This is a genomic window from Paenibacillus sp. 203 (genome assembly GCF_037027525.1).
GTDB classification, from domain to species: domain Bacteria; phylum Bacillota; class Bacilli; order Paenibacillales; family Paenibacillaceae; genus Paenibacillus; species Paenibacillus polymyxa_B.
Genome location: NZ_JAXCHD010000013.1, coordinates 1 through 24,624, shown reverse-complemented (window position 1 = coordinate 24,624; position 24,624 = coordinate 1). Strand labels below are relative to the sequence as shown.

Genomic DNA, 24,624 nt, shown 5'->3' with positions numbered 1-24,624 from the left:
AAAATATAATAATGAGGAGTGATTAGGTGAAGGTTTTGGTGGTAGGTTCAAATGGACAAATTGGACAACATCTTATCCATTTTTTGAAAGAAAACAAAGAACACACAGTCCGTGCGATGGTTAGGAAACAAGAACAAGCTAATGCTTATCATAATGGTACCATGTTCCTGATGTTTTGGTTTTTAGGCAAGGGCATATTCCATTACTTTATCAAATAAAACTGGAGCCCAAAGAAGAACGAAACAATGATCGAACAGAATTGTGTAATAAATATTGTAGAACATACGCATCAAAAAAGGATTGGGAATATCAAGTAGTTTTCCCAAAAACACCTCCGATATCTCTGTCCCGTAACCTTAAGTTTTTGAAAGGTTTTTTAAAAGAGAGAAAGTACTATTCACAATGGTATAACCCTGTTATCTATCGACTTCAGTGTATTTGTGTCTTGTCCAGTTGACCATCTTGCCTCCACATTCGTAAACAATACAGATCCCCTCTTAATTAAACCATTGATTTATCACCTCATCGCAAAAGGAACATTAATCACCAATCTCAACGAGCTTATTTCATCCCGTAGCATAATATCACTAAACACACAGGTGAACCCCCAAGTAGAAAAAATAGATGGAGGAATGTTGTATGGCATTTAACCAAATCAGGATATATGCTTAGTGTTGTCTTTATGGGAAAAAGTTCAAGGTGGTTACCATAAATCCCCCTCATGTGTGGCTAAGGAGGCCTGATGGTGAGGATCTAGAGATATTTTTTACTGATTTAGTGAATCACCCGACTTTTGTACTGGAAGCCTCGATGAAACTTGAGAAGCAACAAGAGAAGAAGTCATACGATAAAAGTGCTGTACAAATCTCTTCAACTGCAATTTTGGAATACATAAGATGAAAACCTGCTTGTTCTCCATGGATTCTCAGGCTACTAAGCCTGCTGCTACGAAGCCTACAGGAAGTAGACGAAAGAGCGCTGCTGATGATAAGAAGACCGAATAAGGAGAGCGTGCCATGGAAGTCCGATCCGGACAATTCGCATAGCAGCCATTGGCAGAAAAAAAAGGGTTGTCCCATAAGTCATAAAAATGACTAGGGACGTCCTGTTCTCCAATTGTAAAACAATAAGAAACCGTTCCTGGGTAAAATGGAGGTACCACCCGACCATTTGAAAGGATATGGTTTCTTTGTACATTCAATATACCATTATGAGATAAAAAGAGGAGTTACGCAGGACTATCCCTCATCCATGTTATGTGGCTTTGTGGCCAGCCCCTCAATTAATGTCTATTAGCTCTTAAACCTTCAATAAATATGCGGTGTAATCCATCAAGAACTCGTTGGCTTGTAAAGCCTTCATCTTGGAGATGGTAATCGATATTGTGAAGCACGGCCAGCAGGGCTTCAATAGTATATGAAATGTCCACCCCGGATACGTCTCCCTGTTCAACGGCCTCATTTAGCAGATTTCTGCTTATATTGCGCATCCATTGACATAACGGAGATTGCAACGGACGATGCCCGGTTGAGGCCCGGCTGACCTCACAGAGCCAAGGAACTTTCGCTTCTAAAAAAGAGACATATCTTACGATTACATGGTAAAGCCGGTCCAAGGCAGCGGTTTCTGGGGATTGATCAAGAAATGCTTGAACTTCATCAAACAAAGGTTGGTATTCTTCATACGCGATCTCCTGACATATGTCGCCCTTATCCGAGTAGCGGCGGTATAGGCTTGCTTGTCCTACTCCAGCAGTCTTCGCAATCTGATGCATATTGACATTGTCAACACCGTTTTTGATGAAAAGTTCTCTAGCCGCCGCCAAAATTCGTCTTCGGTTTAACTCCTCTCTGGGAATTTTCAGAGAGACAGATTGCGATTCTGAATTCATCATAAATATCTCCCTTCATCATTAATTTAACTGTTATTTAACACGAAAAACGGACAATATGTCCGTTTTTCGTGTATAGGACATGTTGTCCGTCTTCATATTATAATACATTTCGTGAAAAATTAAAAATACATTCATTTGGGTGACCGATGAGCTTTTTTTTATTTCTTGGTATAGTGCTTTTTGTAAATTGGAGGCAAATGCGGTTCAATGCCCGATAGGTCCAGTTCCTTTAAACTTGCGATCGAATGAATAAACTGCTCGTATGCTTTTTTCTTGTCGCTCGTCGTATCTGTTCCGGTTTCGGTTGATGCTTTCCTGCTAACTTCAGAGTTAAGTTGCTTTTGATCCATAGATTACCCTCCATCAAATATATTCAGGCTTACAAATCCGGATGTCTCTTGTGCCAGTCTGTATTCATTTCATAAGTATTGCCGATACCTAGTACTGTCGCTTCTTCGAAGGGGCGGCCAATCAATTGCATATTAATCGGCAGACCGGAAGGTGAGAAGCCGCAAGGCATGCTCAGGCTAGGCAAGCCAGTCAAATTGGTCGGAACCGTAAATGAGTTCAATCTGAATACACTAGCATCATCATCTGCACGCGGCGCAGTGATCGGTGTTGCCGGCGTCAACAAGATGTCGATTCCGGACAATGCATTCAAAAAATCATTGACAATTAGTTGCCGGGCCCGCTGAGACTGAAGGTAAATGGAAGCCGGAATATCTCTACTGCTTTCAAGAAACATTCGGACGTCCGGTCCATACTGTTCCAATTCTGTCTCAAGCCACTTCTCGTGGTACGAGTACATTTCCGTCATCATAATGGCCATCGTCGCACTTCTAACATGTTTGATCAGGGGCAGGCTAACTTCGATGATTTCTGCTCCCAGTTCTCGGAATTTATTGATAGCGGCCTTCATCGCAGCTTCCACTTCCGGCATCAAATCCTCGTAATAGTAGCTTGTCGGCAATCCGATACGCACACCCCTGAGACCATTCGGATACATCTTGATACCTGGCGCAGGCAGATCGACAGTCGATTCATCCTTTGGATCGAAGCCAGACATCACATCCAAGCACAGGGACGCATCCATGACACAGCGGGTCAACGGACCCGAGTGGTCCAATGACCAGGCCATTGGAATGATACCATACCGACTGACCCGACCGTACGTCGGCTTCATCCCTACGACACCGCACAAAGCAGCGGGTATGCGGATCGAACCTCCGGTATCCGAGCCTGTGCCCAGATAAGTAAGTCCAGCCGCTAAAGCAGAAGCCGAGCCGCCGCTTGAACCTCCCGTTACAAGTTCAGTGTTCCACGGATTGAGGCAAGGACCGAAGTGCGGGCTAGTTGTTGTCAATCCCGCAGCGAACTCGTGAGTCTGTACTTTGCCTAGCAGAACTGTTCCAGCCTCATGTAGCTTAGCTGCAACCGTCGAATCGTAATCGGGGACGAAGCTGTTCAATATTTTTGAACCGGCAGTTGTTCGGATCCCTTTAGTGTAATATAGATCCTTATGAACGATGGGAATCCCGTGAAGGGGCCCTTTGTACCGACCATGCATAATATCGCGTTCCGATTGCTTCGCTTGTTCAATCGCCAGTTCGGACGTTTGGGTAACGAAAACGTTCAGTTTCGGATTCAAACGTTCGATGCGGTGAAGAGCATGTTCTGTAATCTCTACCGGGGATATTTCCCTTGTTCGAATCCCCTCGGCCAGCTCATGAATAGCAGCAAAGGACAGTTGGAAATTTAATTTACTCATCTATTCATCCTCCGTATCTTTCGGACATGTCGTAAGTCTACCAAACTAATTACCATAGCTTCCGCTACGATTTGCTTTTCTTGCGAATAAGTATGTCAGGATTGCCAACAGGGAAATGGTAAAATAAACAACAGAAAAAGGCATCTTTAGATCAATCAGTCGGCCGACCAGCGCAGGGCCGAATGCTCCGCCTAGGAGATAGGCCAGTGTGAAAACACCCATCCCTACACCCAGCTCAGCCGAACGGAGTGTCGTCGAAACTAAATTGCTGCTAGAGGTGAGGACACCGTTGAATCCAATCATAAGGATAATGATCAATAAAGCGTCGATCCATGGCGGCAAATGTACGGATACCCCCAGTAGTATAAATCCGCTGATGACGAGACTTTGCGATATGACAAGCACGCGGGAGCTTCCGAAACGATCTGTCCAACCTCCGATCCGGGATCCGAGCAAGGCTGCACAGGCGGCACCGGGAAGCATCAGCAGACCGATTTTACTAGTTGGTAAATGAAAGGAATTCTTCATCATGACAGGAAGAGTAAAGGTTAACCCCGTGTTGCATACGAAGGTAAGGAATCCAATCCCTAGAATTCGTCGGTAAGGAGCATTTTTCTGAAAGATGCATCGATAAATGGATGTTCTTTTTTCTGAATATGAGTACCGAACCATAGAAGAACTGCTGCTCCTGCAATGAGCATAAACCAATAGTTCGTAACCCCTAGCAATACCAACGCCAGTCCCGCGGAGAACAAAACAGCTCCGAGAAAATCGAATGAACCGCGGTCGTGTTTCTTGTCAGGAACATACTTGAATATCAAAGGGATAACAAATAGGCTCAGACTAGACACGATGAACAAAGCACGCCAGCCAAAGTATTGCTCCACGAAACCGCCGAACACAGGCCCGAAGCCGGAAGCAAAGGCAATTGTGGCGGATAAGGTTCCCAGCACCCGTCCCTTGACTGTAGGCTTAAAATACAGGGTTACTGCTGCATAAGACAGGGGAGAGATGGATGAGGCCCCTGCTGCCTGCAGCAGTCTTCCAATGATGACTTGCAAGTATGAAGCTGCAAAAAAGCCGATCATAGAGCCGAAAGCTAAAAGGATTAAACCAATGACATACAGCTGGCGAAAGGAAAAGGACTCCGTTAACTTGCCGTAAGTACCGGCGCCGATAGCCATCAAAATGCTGTAACCGACCATAACCCAGCTCACCTGCGAGGAGGTCAGGGCAAAGTCAGCGGAAATCGAAGGTATAGACAAATTAAACATGGTCATATTGATGTTTCCGAAAATAATGAGCAAGCAAAGTGTCCCCATTAATTTCCGCTCATTGCCGGATAAAGCCATTGATTGAGTATCCATAGCCTGTCCCTCCATTACAGGAAGTCAGGAAAGGTGCGGCATTTTTGCGCCTGATCTCTATCGTGTCCCAAGAAAACATAGGACGGCCGAACATCCTGAATTAACTCCTGCATGCGAGTAATCGATTTGGCAGCCATCTCTTGATCGAATGTCAAGAACGGTACGCTATTCTCGAAGTTCTCCCGAGTATAAGCAACATCAATTGTCAGTAGCACTGGACCCGACTTTTCCGTTGTGACAAGGACTGATTGATGGCCAGGGGAATGACCCGGAGTGAATAAAATTTGAACCCCCGGAATCAATTCATGGTCACCCTCAATGATTTGATATTGTAAATCGGGCAGCCTGCACTCTAATGGAGAGTAATCCTCATTGTTTATGGCCGCATCATACTCTGCCCTTTGAATAAGGATCGGCGTATTGCGGAAATGCCCGTTTCCCCCAGAATGATCCAAGTGTAAATGGGAGCTAATGACCATTTGAATATCGTCAGGTCGATAACCTACACGCTTTAACACATTTACGATCGAGTCGCCGTCAGACATGTTGGGGACGACGCGCCCTTCACGTCTAGTCCCCTTGTAGTAATCGGGATTGTTGATAAAAGCGTCGGGCATTCCCGTATCGATGAGTATCAGCCCGCTGGTCGTTTCCAATAGAAAAGACCACACAGGCATTCCGACTAATTTCCCGGGGGCAAGGGTTCGATTAACTGCCGATTGATCTAGGAAACATTCACCTACAGGTAAAAAATACAACTTTTTTATATTCATCCTAGTTTCACCCTTCATATTATAAATTCGGACAGTTTGTCCGATTTGTTTTGATTATATCGGACAAATTGTCCGATGTCAATTTGTCATCGGCGGTTGGGCTTCGGCAAAAGCCTTACACCTGCAACAATACGCCAAGCTAAAGAATGTCGCCTAGGTGGAGTGCAAAGAAACAACGGGGCTGCGTTAAAGCCGCAGTGTACAAAAACCAAGGGGATCGCGATATCAAAGTGAGCAAGAGTATTTGCGGCTAAAGAGCCACGCAAGACAAAAGCCATGGAGCTAAGGATATCTTATTGAATACACTTCCGGCATATTGACGCAGGTATGAGTTACGGTAATACATGAGACGAATTTAGCTATACTTTTTTTGGTATATGTCTTAGACTTTTTTAGCCGGGCAGATTGCCTACAGTTTACTCAAACGGATGTTGTGTCGCTGTTGCGGTTCAGGTAGAACCAGTAGCTAAAAGGAATCTACTGGTTCTCATTTCTCTTCACAGTTATAGAATGACGAGTGATCATATTAGGGTGTGATTATGTTATTGTTGGAGGATAAGTCTCAGTTATAATCCAAAAAAACGTAAAAATTCTCAGTTAAAGCAAGAAAGTATCACTTATAACTAGAAATTTTAGGAATGTAAGAATAACTTTTGTCTCAAGTATAGCCATTACTCATAGCTGGAAAGCAGCAGTTTGAACTACACAATCATAAGACTGGGGATTCTTTTAAATGAAATCGGTACGGGAAAAGTGGCTGCCGCGGAGAATATCACCTATGGCAGTATCCCACGTGAGGATGTAGCCCGTGCCATTGTGGCAGCTTTAGATGAGGAGAACACATACAAGCGAGCATTTGATCTGATTACTGGTGACGATTCAGTTGTCGAAGCATTGCAAAAAATCTGAAGATGAATGATCAAGTGTGAATCCAAACAATAAAGAATTATTTGCACCAATTACTTTGAAGTTTTGAAATCATGCCTAGAGTTGACAAATGAAACAAACATGTTAATGTATATGCTTGTGCATGCATTTTATTGATGCATTTCATAATATAAATCAGAGAGGAGTCTTTCTCACATGAAAGATTTATTTAGTCCCTATACAATTAAAGGTTTGGAATTGAAAAATCGCGTAGTTATGCCTCCAATGTGCCAATATTCGGTTGACAAAAAGGATGGGGTCGCCACAGATTGGCATTATATACACTACGTTAGCCGGGCGGTAGGCGGAGCTGGTTTTATCATAATTGAAATGACAGATGTAGAGCCAGATGGTCGTATCTCCGATTTTGATCTTGGTTTATGGTCAGATGAGCAGATTCCTGCTCTCAAACGGATTGTAGATGCTTGTCACAGCTACGGTGTCAAAGTGGGAATCCAGATCGCGCATGCCGGACGCAAGGCGGAAGATGCTGAAGTCCCTGTAGCACCATCTGCTATTGCATTTGATGAAAATTCAAAACAACCTCGCGCGCTTGCAACCGAAGAGGTTAAAGGACTCGTTGAGAAATTTCGTGCTGCTGTAGCTCGCGCTGTTAAGGCTGGATTCGACAGCATTGAAATTCATGGTGCACATGGCTATTTGATTCATCAATTTCATTCGCCGCTTACGAACAAACGGGAAGATGAATATGGTAAAGATCTTACCCTTTTTGGTCGGGAGATCATTCAGGCAGCGAAGGGCGAAATGCCGGAAGATATGCCACTGTTGATGCGTATTTCTGCCAAAGAATATGTAGAAGGTGGATATGGTATTAAGGAAAGCATTGCTTTTGCCAAGGAATATCAAAAGGCAGGAGTAGATATGTTTGATATTTCATCTGGCGGTGAGGGACCTATAGCTGCATGGGGCAGACCAGGAACTCACGCAGCGTATCAAGTCCCCTTGGCAAAAGATATCAAAGAAGCTCTGGATATTCCGGTGATGGCCGTTGGAAGACTGGAAGATCCAATTTTGGCGAATGCAGTTATCGGTAATGAAGAGGCCGATCTGGTTGCTGTGGGTAGAGGGATGTTGAGAAATCCTTATTGGTCACTGGAAGCAGCATCAAAATTGAAAAAAGAAACTGCAATCCCTACACAGTATACTACAGGGTTTTAAGATTGACTGTATACATTACTGGTTGGGCCTGCTTGGGTCAGTAAAACGATTCGAATCAAATAAATTGGCTTCATCAGCAGTGCAACCACAAGGAGAGCAACTTGCGTTTTATGGCGGCAAAGGAGCTCTTGCTAATCATGGCCTGTCAAAGTTAAAAATGATGAACCTCTAGCTATATTCGACCAGGAAAATATTTTAAGACCGAATGCAACGATAAAGGAATTTGAATTGGTCGATTAAGCAAAAAAAGTACGTCCTTTAGACCTTCTGTAAAGTACTCTATCAAGGTACTCTACAAAAGGTCTAATTAATGAACTCTGCGATCACAGAGAGCATCCAGAATATTGTTGCTCAAACCAATTTGCTGGCTGCCTGGGCAGGAGCATGGAAGAAGGTTTCCGTTTGTGGCGGGAGAAGTGCGTAAGATTGCCGAATATGCTTTGAATCTGTGGGCGGAATCGATGACCAGACGATTCATCAAAGTACGGCATGTAGAACTTGACCTTACAAACAATAATGAAGATGTTCAGAGGAAGATACATAAGAAGAGATTCAGTTTTAGCTCTGATGTCTTTACATTGGACTTTGTGTAGAAAAATTGGTACAAATACAAGCTAGTTACGAAGGATTTTTTTGTATTCCATATTTTCTCTAATTGACTTTGTGACTCGACATTATTATTATCTTATACTATAAGATTAATTACCTTATACTATAAGATTAATTATCTTATAGTATAAGGTATTAGCGAGAAGGTGTTGTGACCATTGGATTATAAAGCATTAGCGACAGAATTATTCGAGTATATCGTCAAATCGCGGAAACCGGCATTAGAGGAACGAGGGCACTTCTCACGTGGCGAAATGGGGATTCTCATTTGTCTGAATTTCAATAAGGACGGGGTTACCTCTGGCCACTTGAGCGAATACTTGTCCGTCAGTACGGGACGGGTAGCAACGGCACTGAAGAGTCTGGAGAAGAAAGGACTAGTTGTACGGCGTACTGATGTCAACGACAAACGTAAGGTGATTGTATTCATTACGGATTCAGGTAAGCAATTTATGATTGATAAGCATAATGAAGGAATTGCATGGACCGAGAATGTTCTTCGAAAGTTAGACGAAGAGGATGCTAAAGAACTGATTCGACTCATTAAGCTTATTGTCTCTAGAAGCTGAATTTCTATGCAGATGCAGGACGCACCATACTTCACCAAACATCAAAGACTATCAGATAAAAGGAGAGCAACAGAATGCTAAAGATATTCAAATATCTCAAGAAAAATGAATGGATGCTCGTACTTTGCAGCCTAGCTTTCATCGTTGTGCAGGTATGGCTTGATCTGAAGCTGCCTGATTATATGGCGGAAATTACGACCAAGCTGCAAACGGAAGGAACGCCTGTGTCCGAACTGCTGATTCCCGGCAGTTACATGTTGTTTTGTGCCGTCGGCAGTATGATTGCATCTATTATTGTGGGCTATTTCGCGGCAAAGGTGGCTGCTGGGCTGGCTATGCGTCTGCGTGCGATGGTCTTTGACAAGACCTTATCCTTTTCGATGGAAGAGATGAACAGCTTTTCGACGGCAAGCCTCATTACCCGCTCCACGAACGATGTTACGCAGATTCAAACGGTGGTTGCGCTGGGGCTGCAGGTGATCATCAAGGCACCTATTCTGGCCGTATGGGCTATTGTGAAGATTGCGGATAAAAACTGGCAGTGGACCGCCTCCACAGGAGCGGCCGTGGCTGTTCTGATTTTAATGCTAAGTGTCATTGTTGTTTTCGCTCTTCCAAGTTTTCAGAGAATCCAGCGTCTCACCGATAATCTGAACAGGGTAACACGTGAGCATCTGATCGGACTTCGGGTAGTACGCGCTTATAATGCAGATCAGTATCAGCAGGAGAAGTTCGAGCAGGCTAACGTTGAGTTGACGAATACAAACCTGTTCGCGAACCGATTAATGACGATGATTGGCCCAGGTATGACCTTTATTATGTCAGGTCTGAGTGTCTCTATCTATTGTATCGGCGCTTACCTGATTAACGGGGCGGCCGTACCAGACCGCATCACGTTGTTCTCCAATATGGTCGTATTCTCCTCTTATGCAATGCAGGTGGTTATGGCCTTTATGATGGTAAGTATGATATTCATTCTGATGCCTCGCGCCTCGATCTCTGCCAAACGGATCATGGAGGTTTTGAATACCGAATCCAGCATCGTTAACGGGCATGAGACGACAGGAGAAGAGAGCGTTATGGGGCAAGTGGAATTCCGTAATGTCAGCTTCAAATATCCAGACGCGGAGGAGGCCGTGCTTCGCAACATTAGCTTTACGGCGAAACGAGGCGAGACGGTTGCCTTTATTGGCGCTACAGGCAGCGGAAAAACCAGCGTGATCAATCTGATTCCCCGTTTCTATGATGTGACCGAGGGAGAGGTACTCGTGGATGGTGTGAATGTCAGGAACTATAATCAGCAGGCACTCCATAACAAAATCGGGTATGTCCCCCAGAGAGCTGTATTGTTCAACGGTACGGTTGTATCCAACGTTTCGTATGGCGATAACGGAAGAGCAGGAGCTTCGGAGAAACTCGTTAAAGAAGCCGTTGGTATTGCTCAAGGAACGGAGTTTGTCGAAAAGATGGATGGTCAATATCAGGGTAGAATTTCGCAAGGTGGAGCGAACGTGTCCGGTGGTCAAAAGCAGCGACTGTCCATTGCGCGTGCCATCTACCGTCAGCCGGAAATTTATATTTTCGATGATTCCTTCTCGGCATTAGACTACAGAACAGACCGAATTCTGCGCTCCGCTCTCAAAAAAGAAACCGGCCACGCTACGACACTTATCGTTGGTCAGCGCATAGGTACTATCAAAGACGCTGATCGGATTATCGTGCTGGACCAGGGAGAGATTGTAGGGAGCGGCACGCATGAAGAGCTGATGACGAACTGCAGCACCTATCAGGAGATCGCATATTCGCAGCTTTCGAAGGAGGAACTCATACATGGATAAGAATGAACACACCGTCGACAGCCAGCAAATGAAAATGAATCAGCGAGGTCCCATGGGTAAAGGACCCGCGGGGGGCAAGGGTACTGGTGAAAAAGCGAATAATTTTAAAAAGACCATCAGTCAGCTTGTATCCTACAGCAAGGCCTATGTGCCTATGATTATACTAGCTATGGTACTGGCCCTGGTCGGCTCCACCCTCAACGTGATTGGCCCCGATAAGCTCAGCGATATTGCCAACCTGATTCAGGAAGGAATCGTGACCGGGATTGATGTAAGTGCTGTTCAGAAGATTGTTCTTGTATTGGCGCTTTTATATGGATTTGGTCTTATCTTTAACTATTTCCAGGGCTTCATTACAGCAACCGTCTCACAGCGTCTTACAAAGAAGATGCGGACAGAACTGTCTCGAAAAATCGATCATATGCCTTTGAAGTATTTTGACTCTACGAGCTACGGTAATGTGCTTAGCCGTGTAACCAACGATGTCGACACCATTGGACAAACGTTAAACAACAGTCTCGGCACGCTTGTCAGTGCGCTGGCTACCTTTGTGGGCGCCTTGATTATGATGCTGTATACGAACTGGATCATGACCGTTACCGGAATTATAGCTACGCTGATCGGCTTTTGCCTGATGAGCGTGATTATGAAGCATTCACAGAAATACTTTGTTGCACAGCAAGCGGAGCTTGGCCAGATCAACGGTCATATCGAAGAAACTTATGCTGGTCATAACGTAGTCAAGGTATATAACGGGGAACAAGCAGCCAAGGAAGTGTTTCATGGCATTAACAGCCGCTTATATACAAATGCATGGAAGTCCCAATTCATGTCTGGTCTGATGATGCCAGTCATGATGTTCATTGGAAATTTTGGTTATGTCGCGGTCTGTGTCGTGGGAGCTTTGCTGGTCAACCAACAGACTATAACTATTGGAACTATTGTCGCCTTCATGGTGTATATTCGTCTGTTTACACAGCCCTTGTCGCAGCTGGCACAGGCCGCAACCAATCTGCAGTCGGCGGCTGCCGCCAGTGAACGTGTATTCGAATTTCTGGGTGAAGAAGAATTGGCAGATGAGCGTCACAAGACCATAAAGCTGGACACTGCCAAAGGGGATGTCGAATTCAAACATGTCCGTTTCGGCTATAATGCAGATCGTATGATCATCAAGGACTTCTCCATGAAAGCTGAAGCTGGTCAGAAAATTGCCATTGTCGGTCCGACAGGCGCTGGTAAGACCACGCTCGTGAATTTGCTCATGCGGTTTTATGAGCTGAACGATGGAGAAATCTACATTGACGGCACCCCGATTAGCCAATTAACGCGCGAGAATATTCATGAATTATTCTGTATGGTGCTTCAGGATACCTGGCTGTTCGAAGGAACGATTCGTGACAATATCGTCTTTTCCAAAGATCATGTTACCGATGAGCAGGTGGAAGCTGCATGTAGAGCGGTGGGTCTGCACAGCTTCATTAAAACACTGCCGCAGGGCTATGATACAGTGTTGGATGACAAAGCCAATCTCTCTGCCGGTCAAAAGCAATTGATTACCATTGCAAGAGCCATGATTGAAGATTCACCCATGCTCATTCTGGATGAGGCCACAAGCTCGGTCGATACGCGTACGGAATTGCTGATTCAACAAGCGATGGACCAGCTGACTGTGGGGAAAACCTCCTTTGTGATTGCTCACCGACTTTCGACGATCAAGAATGCGGATCTGATTCTGGTCATGAAGGACGGTGACATTATCGAAATGGGTAACCATGAGGAATTGTTGGCTAAAGGCGGCTTCTATGCCGATCTATACAATAGTCAGTTTGAACATGCATCTTAAAAGTAAATGCTTGAAAGCATATTAAATATCCATATAATTCCAACGAAATTGACAGCAGCATGTGTACATTATAAGGTATGAAAGCCAGAATTTTTTAATCATAATTGTGGAGGCAGATCAATGAACCAGCGTTTTCGAATCACCCGTTCCATGCAGGAAAGTCCTGTGGAGCAATCCATTACCCTGGAGGAGTGCAAAGATTACTTTGCATCCCAGCCAGACTTTTCGTATTCACGAGTGCTAATCATACAAGGTGCTGAGAGTACCATGTCGATCGAGGGAGACTTTTTCATGTGGAAGTATGCTGATGTAGAAATACCTTTTCGTCATTACATGGGTGATGTGTATGTGGCTATTTCCGATGAGGCTGTCGTGCCTAAGATGATTGAAATTGCAACAGATTTGCAAGCAGATGTGGTGGATGGGTGAAGAACTATTCACTATTCTTATTCTGCTGAAGGTAGTTGACTTCGTAGTATATCTTTACAGCAAATTGACAGTGCTGATTTCTGCCTGCTGACATCGAGTTACATAGATGTCAGCATTTTTGTTAATTATGTCAATATACTGGGAAGAATAATCCATGCCACAAAATACATATTCCATTGGCTTGATACTAAGAGACTTAACAGCTGGATCAACTAAAAGGGGAACATGCTAGGTTAGAGATGTTTCGCTGTTTCTCATTACGGAGGCAGTGCAAGCTGGTAAATTAGGCGAACAACCATTGACGGTAAAAAGCTGCGATTTAATTATTGCTTTGGATGGCGCATTAATGGAGACCTCCAGCTCGGAACAGTTCGGATTGTCAGGATGGGCTGTCAGCGCTCGTTTGTATGGGATGTTTAGCGAGGAAGACAGTAATGAGATTGTTTTGCGTAAAAAAACTGGAGCTTCCCAACGAGTGAAGCATTTCGAATCATTTTCCTGCCTGACGCACACCATTTTGAATCGGTTAATGTGAACAGCTGCGGCAAGCCCTTGTCATTTAAAAGACGTGATGTACGAGGGTTTGTCTGGATTTCTGATGAGTGGTTTCAAAGGATTCGTTTCCTGTCTGGTCACAGGGCAGAAGCTCACTCGGTTGTGATGCGCTCGGTAACAAAAACGATTCGATTCGTACACAGTATACATCACACAACAAATGTTTCCGGTACGTTCGCTGTGAGAGTATTCACTTCATTCTTAAGGGTCAAGTTGCCAAAACCTTAAAATAGCAAGTCTCTTGCAACATGGAGACTTGCTATTTTGTATTTTCCGTTCATTAAATTTTGCGAAAAAAATAGTTCCAAAGTTATGAGTTTTCTAAAAATTTATATTTTTAAAGGGGAATCAAAACGTTTCTATTAATTAAAAAATAAAATTTATAGCTTAAATTAGAGGAAATTTAAGCTGAACTAAAATTTCACAAGAAAAATTAAAGAAAATTCCGCATGTAAATTAGTTCAAAAGATCTATTAAAAGTCACTATCTATTTAAAAAGTGAAGAGTTATTAATTTTGAATCATTCCAGCTTAATGCAAATAAATTCCATGATATAGGTAATTAAAGAATATTGCTGAAAAAGTTGAAATTTGTCGGATAATGTCAGGATTGATTTGTTATATTTGTGTTAATGGTATGTAACGTAAAATTTGTTTTGGCACAAGGATTTTGAGACTTTCTTGCAAGCCTACATTATTTTGATTTTATCAATTGATAAAATCAAAAAATTTGTTTTGAATCACGTTAACGGGTCATGGTCAGTATTCAATTTAATAAAAAAGTAAAATTCTTGAATTTGAATCTATAAAAATAATAGAATAATATGGGTTATTTATTGATTTCATGAAATCCATCAATTTGGAACTTATGTCCCATGCTAATCGGTTTTAAAGTTTGTATATTTAAAATAGCTAGAAAGTATTGGGAGGAAAAAAGGGATATAAGGATTTATTGTGAGATTTTGGACAGTAAGAGGATATGAGAAATTTATATGTCAACTCGGTCATGACTTGGTTTTAAAAACGTGATCCATCTGACTGAGAAGATCCAGTTATTTTGTTTCGCTCGACATGGGGGCTTTAAACCTGAATGGCTTACAGAACATGAAAGTTGTTCAACAGAAGCTCCATGGATATCAAGCAGAACAATATGCCCTCAACGGCTTCCCGAAATGGCTTCATAAGTACATAAGCTGTTTTCTTTTTTAGACACTGTATGGGAGCACTGATTGTAATTGAAACAGCATGGCAGTTGTATAGGCAAAACTGCAAGATTTCCTGTCCATAGCATCATATCTGGTAAATCCGTCTCACATTTTCCGTATTCCAAAAGTCAACTCTATTATTTTAAGGTATGCGAAATATATCCTAAACAGCCTTGGAATCCCGTTGGCTCGTCCGATGACCATCATTTTTCATCCATGTACAAAATCAGGGAAGTTATAAACGCAGTCGTGAGTATTTTTTTGTCCTTTCATCCTAGAATTACGCTCCTAACCACGCTGCAGCAGCTCATGTATCTCGCAGCATCGATACCCTCCAGCCAAGATTCTAACAGCACACAGCATGATACATTACGTTGTTAACACTGCGGCAACCATTCTACAACCCACCACCAAGATGTACTCTCAGCATAATTCAAAAATGTTCTCACTCCATGCACATATTCATACATCCAGAGTCAGAGTTATTTCACTATGTCCGCCCAACTAAAAAAGCTTGCACTGCGAAAGTGTGAGTGATGAAAAAGAGAGATGTGCTTGTTTCTATTCAAATTCAGCTTTTCGAAGACACCCATATCTCAATGGTATATCAGGAGTGGTCGCTTTTGCCGACTGTCATTGGCAATTTAATGCCGGTGAAAAGGTACGCATGACCAGTTCCTTGACAAGGACGGTCATTTATGAGGAGTTACTTTTTACCCACATCTATTTCGCGAGGAGAGATACGTATGACTCAGCACAATGTTCAATTGTTTGCATTAAGCCAACCACAGCAACGTATTTGGTACACGGAGCTTGTGTATCCCAATCGCAACACGTCTACGATTATTACCACTGTTAAAATCAAGGGAACAGTTCGAATAGATGCATTGCAGCAGGCAATGAACCAGGTGATTGCACAAAACGATTCTTTTCGTATCAAAATCACGGCTCGGGACGGCATCCCCTATCAATATGTGGAGCCGTTTGCTGCTCAAAGCATAGAAACGCTTCAGGTTACCCCGGAGGAAGCTGAGCTATGGGTCAGCCATCATAACGCACAGCCGTTCCCCTTGTTGGATTCGCAGCTGTATCGGTTTGTTATTTTGCGGTTGGGGGCAGAAGACACCTGGTTTAGTTTCAAAATGCACCATATTATTTCGGACGGCGTAACCATGGAGCAGGCCATTAATGAAATTACGGGGCATTATATGAATATTGTGCATGGTACAGGTTCAGATGCGTTGGCTCCAGCGAATTCATATCTCGATTTTATTCAGGTGGAGCAAAGCTATGAGCAATCGGACCGCTATCAAAAGGACAAGACGTACTGGACGGAGAAATTTGCCAATTTGCCGGAGGTTACAGGTTTAAAATCATACAATCCGCTTACGGTGAGTACGGCTGCACGCCGGGAGAACTATACACTGGAGCACGAATTATATCGTGGTGTCACGGCTTTTTGCGAGGCGAATAACATCAGTATTTTTACATTTTTCCTGGCTGCTCTGTATATTTATTTGCATAAAATGACAGGGGAACAGGATTTAACCGTGGGTACATTGTATGCTAACCGTACGTTGAAGAAGGAAAAAAATACAATGGGCATGTTCGTCAGCACTGTGGCTACACGTCTGCGGGTTGAGCCGGAATCCGAGCTACTCACCTTCCTGCAAGGTGTTGGCAAGGAGCAGGCGTCCATTTTGCGGCATCAGCGTTATCCGTACAACAAAATCATGCAGGATTTGCGTGAACAGCAAAGCGGCACGGATATTCGCCGCCTGTTTGGCGTTACCATTCAATACCGTACACTGAGCTTCTCCCGTTTTGATGAAGCCGTTCAGCAGGTGCATACCGATTTCTGCGGAGATACGGTGAGTGACTTCGATATTGCCATGATAGACATGCTGGATGACGATAAACTTGTATTGCAACTGGATTATCGGACCGAGTTGTTCAGCGAGCAGGAGATCGCCCGAATTATTCGCCAATTCCTGAGTGTGGTAGAGCATATGGTGAAAGGGCCACAGAAGCGGATTCAGGAGTTGTCACTGATGAGTGACGAAGAGCGGGCACAAATTATGGATGTATTTAATGCGACAGCAGTGCCCTATCCACACAATGTGGGGATTCATGAGCTATTCGAGGAACAGGCAGAACGTACACCGGGTCAAACAGCGGTTATGTTTGGAAATCAGTGTCTGACCTATCGGGAGCTGAATGAACGGGCGAATTCATTGGCACGAATGCTTCAAGCACAAGGAGTAGGACCTGACAAACTGGTTGGTCTGATGGTGCAGCGCTCATTGGAAATGATCGTAGGTCTGCTGGCCGTTTTAAAAGCAGGTGGTGCATATGTGCCGATCGATCCCGAATTTCCGTCATCTCGTATTGAATACATGCTGGAAGACAGCAAGGCCGAAGTGCTTCTGACCAGTCGTGATCTGGCAGAAGAACATCATTACATCGCCAATACCATGTTTCTTGAGGATGCAGCATTGTATCAGGGAGAAAGCGGCAACCTAGAGGCGTTTGCCCGCCCAGAGCATCTGGCTTACGTCATCTATACCTCTGGTTCGACTGGAAATCCGAAAGGAGTTATGCTCCAGCATCGCTCGGTACTCAACTTTATTACCGGGATGCGTGAAATCATCGACTTTGAAGCGAACAAAACGATTTTGTCACTGACGACCATTTCATTCGATATTTTCGTATTGGAAACCATCCTGCCCCTGTTGAGTGGAATGACTGTTGTGCTTGGCGACCGCCAGCATCAGGTGAACCCTCAGGCGCTTGGTGAGTTGATTGCTCACCATCATATTGATATGTTGCAAATGACACCATCGCGGCTGCAAATGCTGATGGATCATGAATCAGGTTTCCGCGCGCTGCGAGACGTAAAGGAAATTATGGTCGGGGGTGAAGCCCTTCCGTCCAAGCTGCTCGCAGCACTGCAAGAAATAAACGGTCCCCGCATTTATAACATGTACGGACCTACAGAAACGACGGTTTGGTCGACCGTACAGGAACTGACTCATGCTCAAGACATTAATATCGGACGTCCCATCGCGAATACCCAAATCTATATCATGAATGCGAGTGGGGAATTGCAGCCAGTCGGTGTGCCGGGCGAGTTATGTATTGCAGGGGAAGGACTGGCCCGTGGATATTGGAATCGCGAAGAACTGACGGCCGAGAAATTTGTGGATAATCCGTTTGCCGGAGGCAAAGTCGGGTATGAACGTATGTACCGTACAGGCGATTTGGCGAGATGGACGCTGGACGGCAACATTGAATATTTGGGACGGATGGACCACCAGGTGAAAATCCGGGGCTACCGGATCGAACTGGGCGAGATTGAATCGCAGCTATTGCAGGTGGAATCGGTACGAGAAGCGGTCGTCGTGGCCCATACGGACGAAACGGGTCAAAAACAACTCGTGGCGTACTATGTGGCGAGTCAAGAACTCGGAGCCAGCGAACTGAGAAGTGAGCTGGGGCGGGAGCTACCAAGCTATATGGTGCCGTCGTATTTCATTCAATTGGAGCAGATGCCGCTGACACCGAACGGTAAAATTGATCGTAAGTCCTTGCCAGCACCGGAAGGCAGCCTGCAAAGCGGAGCGGATTATGTAGAGCCACGCACTGCAACGGAACGGGCACTCGCAGCCGTCTGGCAGTCAGTCCTGGGCGTGCCAACCGTCGGAATGTTGGACAATTTCTTTGATCTGGGCGGCGATTCGATCAAGGCGATTCAAATCGTATCTCGTGCGTTCCAGGCAGGCTACAAGCTGGACATGAAGGATCTGCTTCGGTATCCAACCGTTGCAGCATTGGCACCGCACATGCACGAGGCAAGTCATACGGCAGATCAGGGAGAAGTGAGCGGGAAAACAGCGTTGCTTCCGATCCAGCACGGGTTCTTTGAACAAGAGCAAGTGGATGCGCATCATTTTAATCAGGCGGTTATGCTGCACCGGGAGCAGGGCTTTGACGAAGCTGCTTTGCGTCAGGCGCTTATCAAGCTGACGGAGCACCACGATGCACTGCGGATGGTGTTCAGGAAGACCGAGCAAGGCTATCAAGCGTGGAACCGCGGAATACAGGAAGGCGAGCTGTATCATCTGGACGTGCTGGACTTTAGAGCTTTGACAGATAAATCCATGCTGAGCGCGACGATTGAGACGAAAGCAACTGAAATTCAAAATAACATGAATCTGTCCGAAGGACCGCTGGTGAAGCTGGGTCTGTTCCGTTGCACCGATGGAGACCATTTGTTGGTAGCGATCCACCATTTGGTGGTCGACGGCGTGTCTTGGCGTATTTTGCTGGAAGATTTGGCAACCGGCTATGAGCAATCTTTACGTGGCGAGTCTGTCCGTTTGCCCAATAAGACGGATTCCTTCCGTCTGTGGGCAGACCAGCTATCCGCTTATGCGAGCAGTGGAGCGTTGGAGAACGAGCGTGCGTATTGGGAGCAGATTGAGCAAGCAGGGAAGAGTCAGGCATCCTTGCCTAAAGATTACACTCGTAAATCTCAGGCCAAGCCACAGCTTCGCGATGATCGGACACTGACAGTAGCGTGGACTGTCGAAGAAACAGAACAATTTTTGAAGCAGGCACACCAAGCCTACAACACGGAAGCGAACGACCTGTTGCTGACAGCTCTGGGCACCGCAATTCAGGAGTGGGCAGGCATCCGTCAGGTGCTTGTAAATCTGGAGGGTCACGGACGGGAAGCTATTTTGCCGGATGTGGATATTACGCGTACGGTCGGTTGGTTTACCAGCCAATTCCCGGTTGTGCTCGATATGGGCGAGGATCGGAATGTGGGACGGCGTGTCAAGAGCGTCAAGGAAGGGCTGCGTCGTTTGCCGCATAAAGGAATTGGATACGGTATTTTGAGATATCTTTCTGCGCCTAGGGAAGGGGAAGCCGCTTTTGTCGCCGAGCCGGAAATCAGCTTTAACTATCTCGGACAATTCGATCAGGATTTGAAGAATAACGCATTTCGCATGTCTCCTTATTCCATCGGAGCTTCCATTAGTGATACGTTGACCAAGCGGTATGCTCTGGATATCAACGGCATGATCACGGACGGTGCACTGGAACTGACGATCAGCTACAGCAACAAAACGTTCATGAAAAAGTCAATCAAAAAGCTGGCTGATCTGCTTCAGGAGAGCTTGCGTGAGGTATTGGCTCACTGTGTGGAAAAAGAGTTGCCAGAGCTGACGCCAAGCGACTTGTCCTTCCAAGGACTGACGGCTGGAGAGCTGGATCATATTGTAGAGCAGACGGCTACTGCGGGAGAACTAGAAAATATTTATTCGCTCACACCCATGCAAAAAGGCATCCTGTTCCACGGCTTAATGGAGCCGAACTCCGGGGCGTACTTTGAGCAGGCGACATTTGATCTGCAAGGCAGCTTTCAAGTGGAGGCTTTTGCCGAAAGCTTAAATCAACTGGTGGATCGCCATCAAATATTCAGAACGAATTTTTATAGCGGATGGAATGAGCAGCCTTTACAGGTGGTGTACCGCCACAAACATGCCGGGTTCCGTTTTGAAGATGTGCGTTCAATGGGACAAGGAGAGCAGGACGCATACATTGCTGATTTTGCTGAGCGTGACAAAGCCGAGGGCTTTAATTTCAGCTCTGGCGAGCTGATGCGGGTGTCTGTTTTGCGTACAGGCGAGGAATCGTACCGTTTTGTGTGGAGCTTCCACCATATTTTGATGGACGGCTGGTGCTTGTTCCTAATTGTAGGAGAGGCATTTAATACGTACTTTGCCATCCTCGAAGACCGCAAGCCGGAGCTTGTCCCAGTAACGCCATACAGCGAATATATTGAATGGCTGGAGCGGCAGGACAAAGCTGAGGCTGAACGGTTCTGGAGTGATTATTTTGCTGGTTTCGAGCAGCAGACGGTATTGCCGCAGGCAAAACAGCTGGACGGTCACGCTAAAGAATATGAAGCGGACAAACTTTCGTTTACACTGGACCGCGAAGTGACGGAACGGATGAACAAGCTGGTTAAGCAAAAGCAAGTGACGGTCAATACACTGCTGCAAGCAGCGTGGGGCGTTGTGCTGCAACGGTATAACAACAGTCGGGATGTTGTATTTGGCAGTGTCGTATCTGGTAGATCAGCAGATATTCCGGGCATCGATACAATGGTTGGTTTGTTCATTAACACGGTTCCTGTACGGATTCACAGTGAGAAAGATATGACGTTTGCTGCGTTAATGAAGCAGATACAGGAGCAGGCACTGGCTTCCCGAGCCTATGAAACCTATCCGTTATATGAAATTCAGGCCCTGACAGAGCAAAAACAGGACCTGGTGAACCATATTATGGTGTTTGAAAACTACCCAGTAGAACAGCGCATGGAGCACATGGGTAGCCGTGGTACGAATGGTTTTACGATTGCCAATGCTTCAATGTCAGAGCAAACGAACTATGATTTTAATATTACAGTGGTGCCAGGCGATGAAATGGATATTCATTTGGAATTCAACGCGCTGGTGTTTGAACGTGCAGCTGTCGAGCAATTCCGTGAGCACTGGCTGCATATGATTGAAGAAGCGATTAACAGACCAGATGCGCTGGTAGATGAGCTGGAGCTAGTGACTGCTGAGGAAAAAGTGAAGATCATCGACGGTTTTGGATCAGTAGGCGTATCTGCATGGAGTGATGAAAAGCAATCAGAAGGGTTGTTCCACGCCTATGTGGAAGAACAAGCGCAGCTTGCACCGGATCACGTGGCAGTTGTATACGAGGAGCGGCAGCTTACATACCGTGAGCTGAACGAGCGTGGGAACCAACTTGCTCGTAGATTGCGGAATGAAGGCATTGGGCGCGAATCCATTGTTGGTATTTTGAGCGAGCGTTCGGTGGACATGCTGGTCGGCGTATTGGCAGTATGGAAAGCCGGCGGGGCATATGTACCGTTAGATGCGGATTATCCGTACGAACGTATCCGCTTTATGCTGGAGGACAGCGGCGCGACAGTGCTGCTGACGCAAATCGGCTTGCAGGAGCGCGCGCAGGCATGGCTGGAGGAAAGCCGACAGACTTTGGCCGGAGGGCAGTCTGAGGGCGAGCTGGAAACGGCGGTTAGCATTGAAACGATGGAAAGAGACAGCCTTAATGAGGGATTAAGCTTGAAATCAGATTCGTCATCTGATAGCGAAGCAGCATCCGAACCCGCAACGGGACTGCGTCTGCACACCGTACTGACGCTGGACGATGAGTCGCTGTATACCGGGGATGCCACGGATGTGGAACCTATCAATGAGCCGCAGGATCTGGCGTATGTGATCTATACGTCCGGTACAACGGGACGCCCGAAAGGGGTCATGATCGAGCATCGCAGTCTGGTAAACACAGCCGCGGCCTACCGCCGGGATTACCGTCTGAACCAGTTTCCGGTACGACTGCTACAGCTGGCAAGTTTCTCCTTCGACGTGTTTGTCGGCGATATCGCGCGGGCGCTCTATAACGGTGGCACGATGGTCATCTGCCCGAAAGACGACCGGATTGACCCAAGCCGTCTGTACGGCTGGATTCACGACTATCAGATTACGGTGTTCGAATCCACACCGGCTTTAATTGTACCGTTCATGCAGCATGTACATGAACAGGGACTGGACATGAGCAGTCTGGAACTGCTAATCACCAGCTCGGACAGCTGCAGCGTGACGGATTATCGGGTGCTGCAAGAACGGTTTGGCGCGGATGTTCGCATTATGAACAGCTACGGCGTCACGGAAGCGGCGATCGACTCCAGCTTCTACGACGAAGAACTGTCGAAGCTGCCAAGTAGCGGCAATGTACCGATTGGTCAGGCGTGGCTGAACGCACGGTTTTACATCTTGGACAGCCAGCTGAATCCGGTGCCGATCGGCGTGCTGGGCGAGCTGTGCATTGGCGGTGCCGGGGTGGCACGAGGCTACCTGAATCGTGCGGACCTGACGGCCGAGAAGTTCGTGGCAAACCCGTACGTACCGGGTGAACGATTGTACCGCACAGGTGACCTCGCGCGGTGGATGCCGGACGGCAATGTGGACTTTATCGGCCGGATGGATTATCAAGTGAAAATCCGGGGCTACCGGATTGAGCTGGGCGAGATTGAAACGGCGATTCAACGGGTGCCCGGTGTGCGTCAAGCCGTAGTCATCGACCGGACGGACGAGCGTGGGCACAAGTATTTGTGCGGATACATCACGGGAGAAACCGAGCTGCAGATCGAGGAAGTACAAGCAGCACTGGAAGCAGCACTGCCAGCACATATGGTACCTGCACGCTTGATGCGTCTGGAGACCTTACCATTGACCAGCAACGGCAAAATCGACCGCAAGGCCTTACCGGAACCGGAAGGAAGCATTCATACCGGTGCAGCTTATGTGGCACCGCGAACTACGGTGGAACAAGTATTAGCTTCGGTGTGGGCTGGGGTGCTGGGCGCAGAAGCCGTAGGTACGCAGGATAACTTCTTTGAACTGGGCGGCGATTCGATCAAAGCGCTGCAAGTATCCTCCCGATTGCTGCAAGCAGGGTATCGACTGGACATAAAGGATTTGTTCAGCAATCCGACGGTAGCGTCACTCAGTCCTTTGCTTCGTACAGATGGCAAGATGGCCAGTCAGGAAGAGGCCGTAGGCAAGGTAGAACTGACACCTATTCAACGGTGGTTCTTCGAGCAGCAGCCGGTTGATCTGCACCACAGCAACCAGGCGATGATGCTGTATCGAGCTTTGCGCTTTGACGTCGATGCGCTGCACCGTACGTTGGACCGTATTGTCCAGCATCATGACGCATTGCGCACTGTATTCCGTGAGACGGAGCAGGGTTATGTCGCTTGGAACCGCAGTGTGGAGGAGGGCGAGCTATACACGCTGGACATTATAGATTTTAGCGGAGTGGAAGACGAATCCACCGCTGTCGAAGCCAAGGCGAGCGAAATTCAAGCGAGCATTCATTTGAGCGAGGGTCCGCTTGTGAAGCTTGGTCTGTTCCATTGCGCTGGGGGCGACCATTTGCTAATCGTCATTCATCATTTGGTTGTGGACGGCGTATCGTGGCGTATTTTGCTGGAGGATTTGGCATCCGGTTATGAGCAGGCTGTTGCAGGTCAAATAGGCACAGCTATTCGACTGCCGCATAAAACAGATTCTTTCCAGGTATGGGCCAAACAGCTGTCAGCCTACGCGAATCGTGCGACGATGGAGCGGGAGCTAGCCTACTGGCAGCATATCGAACAAGCAGAAGCAAGCCTCGCGAAGCCTTTGCCGAAGGATTTTGCAAATGACAATGCTCTGCTGGGAGACAGTGAGGTTGTGACTGTCCGCTGGACGAAACAGGAAACTGAGCAACTGCTCAAACAAGCTCATCGCGCATACAACACGGAAATGAATGACCTGCTGCTGGCCGCACTCGGCAAAGCCGTGTATGAATGGTCCGGTTCCGAACGGGTGCTGGTTAACCTGGAAGGCCACGGACGGGAAGCCGTTGTACCCGACGTGGATATTACGCGCACGGTCGGCTGGTTTACGAGCCAATTCCCGGTTGTACTGGATGGAAGTCTGGGACAAGGGGGAAATACGGCTCGTCTGATCAAACGGATTAAGGAAGGGCTGCGTCATATTCCGCAAAAAGGCATCGGTTATG

At 46.3% G+C, this 24,624-nt stretch carries 14 protein-coding genes and 2 pseudogenes; 10 read left to right on the top strand and 6 right to left on the bottom strand.

The genetic code is table 11. The annotated features are described in order from the left end of the window. Positions 1–26: 26 nt before the first annotated feature. Positions 27–149 (top strand): annotated as a pseudogene (locus WA407_RS22720) (NAD(P)H-binding protein); the annotation flags it as partial. Positions 150–1,282: 1,133 nt separating this feature from the next. On the opposite strand, the gene WA407_RS22715 reads toward WA407_RS22720, so the two are convergent. The 6 genes from WA407_RS22715 to aiiA form a co-directional block, all read right to left on the bottom strand. After that, positions 1,283–1,891 (bottom strand): TetR/AcrR family transcriptional regulator, encoded by a 609-nt coding sequence (locus WA407_RS22715; protein ID WP_061830913.1) that lies wholly within the window; start codon positions 1,889–1,891, stop codon positions 1,283–1,285. A gap of 161 nt (positions 1,892–2,052) precedes the next feature. Continuing rightward, on the bottom strand, positions 2,053–2,244 hold the full coding sequence (locus WA407_RS22710) for a hypothetical protein (RefSeq protein ID WP_235306327.1): 192 nt from the start codon (positions 2,242–2,244) through the stop codon (positions 2,053–2,055). 29 nt (positions 2,245–2,273) lie between these two features. Then, positions 2,274–3,662: an Asp-tRNA(Asn)/Glu-tRNA(Gln) amidotransferase GatCAB subunit A gene (locus tag WA407_RS22705; RefSeq protein WP_029515916.1), complete on the bottom strand. Its 1,389-nt coding sequence runs from the start codon at positions 3,660–3,662 to the stop codon at positions 2,274–2,276. Positions 3,663–3,707: 45 nt separating this feature from the next. Continuing rightward, on the bottom strand, positions 3,708–4,193 hold the full coding sequence (locus tag WA407_RS22700; protein ID WP_336078433.1) for an MFS transporter: 486 nt from the start codon (positions 4,191–4,193) through the stop codon (positions 3,708–3,710). A gap of 56 nt (positions 4,194–4,249) precedes the next feature. Continuing rightward, the gene (locus WA407_RS22695) at positions 4,250–5,029 is read right to left on the bottom strand and encodes an MFS transporter (protein WP_336078432.1); all 780 of its coding nucleotides are present in this window, start codon (positions 5,027–5,029) and stop codon (positions 4,250–4,252) included. Positions 5,030–5,043: 14 nt separating this feature from the next. Then, entirely contained in the window at positions 5,044–5,802 is a 759-nt protein-coding gene (gene aiiA / locus WA407_RS22690; protein ID WP_336078431.1) for a quorum-quenching N-acyl homoserine lactonase AiiA, read from the bottom strand. A gap of 681 nt (positions 5,803–6,483) precedes the next feature. On the opposite strand from aiiA, the pseudogene WA407_RS22685 reads away from it, so the two are divergent. The 9 genes and pseudogenes from WA407_RS22685 to WA407_RS22645 form a co-directional block, all read left to right on the top strand. After that, positions 6,484–6,711 (top strand): annotated as a pseudogene (locus tag WA407_RS22685) (NAD(P)H-binding protein); the annotation flags it as partial. A gap of 174 nt (positions 6,712–6,885) precedes the next feature. Beyond that, positions 6,886–7,908 (top strand): NADH:flavin oxidoreductase/NADH oxidase, encoded by a 1,023-nt coding sequence (locus tag WA407_RS22680; RefSeq protein WP_336078430.1) that lies wholly within the window; start codon positions 6,886–6,888, stop codon positions 7,906–7,908. Between the two features lie 347 nt (positions 7,909–8,255). Further along, a complete protein-coding gene (locus WA407_RS22675; protein ID WP_336078429.1) occupies positions 8,256–8,501 on the top strand; it encodes a hypothetical protein in 246 nt (81 codons plus the stop codon). 174 nt (positions 8,502–8,675) lie between these two features. Then, the gene (locus tag WA407_RS22670) at positions 8,676–9,086 is read left to right on the top strand and encodes a MarR family winged helix-turn-helix transcriptional regulator (RefSeq protein WP_250261362.1); all 411 of its coding nucleotides are present in this window, start codon (positions 8,676–8,678) and stop codon (positions 9,084–9,086) included. Between the two features lie 74 nt (positions 9,087–9,160). Next, the gene (locus WA407_RS22665) at positions 9,161–10,924 is read left to right on the top strand and encodes an ABC transporter ATP-binding protein (protein WP_165179824.1); all 1,764 of its coding nucleotides are present in this window, start codon (positions 9,161–9,163) and stop codon (positions 10,922–10,924) included. Next, on the top strand, positions 10,917–12,767 hold the full coding sequence (locus tag WA407_RS22660; protein ID WP_250261360.1) for an ABC transporter ATP-binding protein: 1,851 nt from the start codon (positions 10,917–10,919) through the stop codon (positions 12,765–12,767). The genes WA407_RS22665 and WA407_RS22660 overlap by 8 nt, the downstream gene beginning before the upstream one ends. A 120-nt stretch (positions 12,768–12,887) precedes the next feature. Beyond that, positions 12,888–13,196, top strand: a complete 309-nt coding sequence (locus WA407_RS22655; RefSeq protein WP_061830895.1) for a hypothetical protein — start codon at positions 12,888–12,890, stop codon at positions 13,194–13,196. Between the two features lie 298 nt (positions 13,197–13,494). After that, the gene (locus WA407_RS22650; protein WP_196765466.1) at positions 13,495–13,731 is read left to right on the top strand and encodes a hypothetical protein; all 237 of its coding nucleotides are present in this window, start codon (positions 13,495–13,497) and stop codon (positions 13,729–13,731) included. A gap of 1,970 nt (positions 13,732–15,701) precedes the next feature. Continuing rightward, positions 15,702–24,624, top strand: an 8,923-nt coding sequence (locus WA407_RS22645) for an amino acid adenylation domain-containing protein (RefSeq protein WP_336078427.1), incomplete at its 3' end; no start/stop codon positions are given.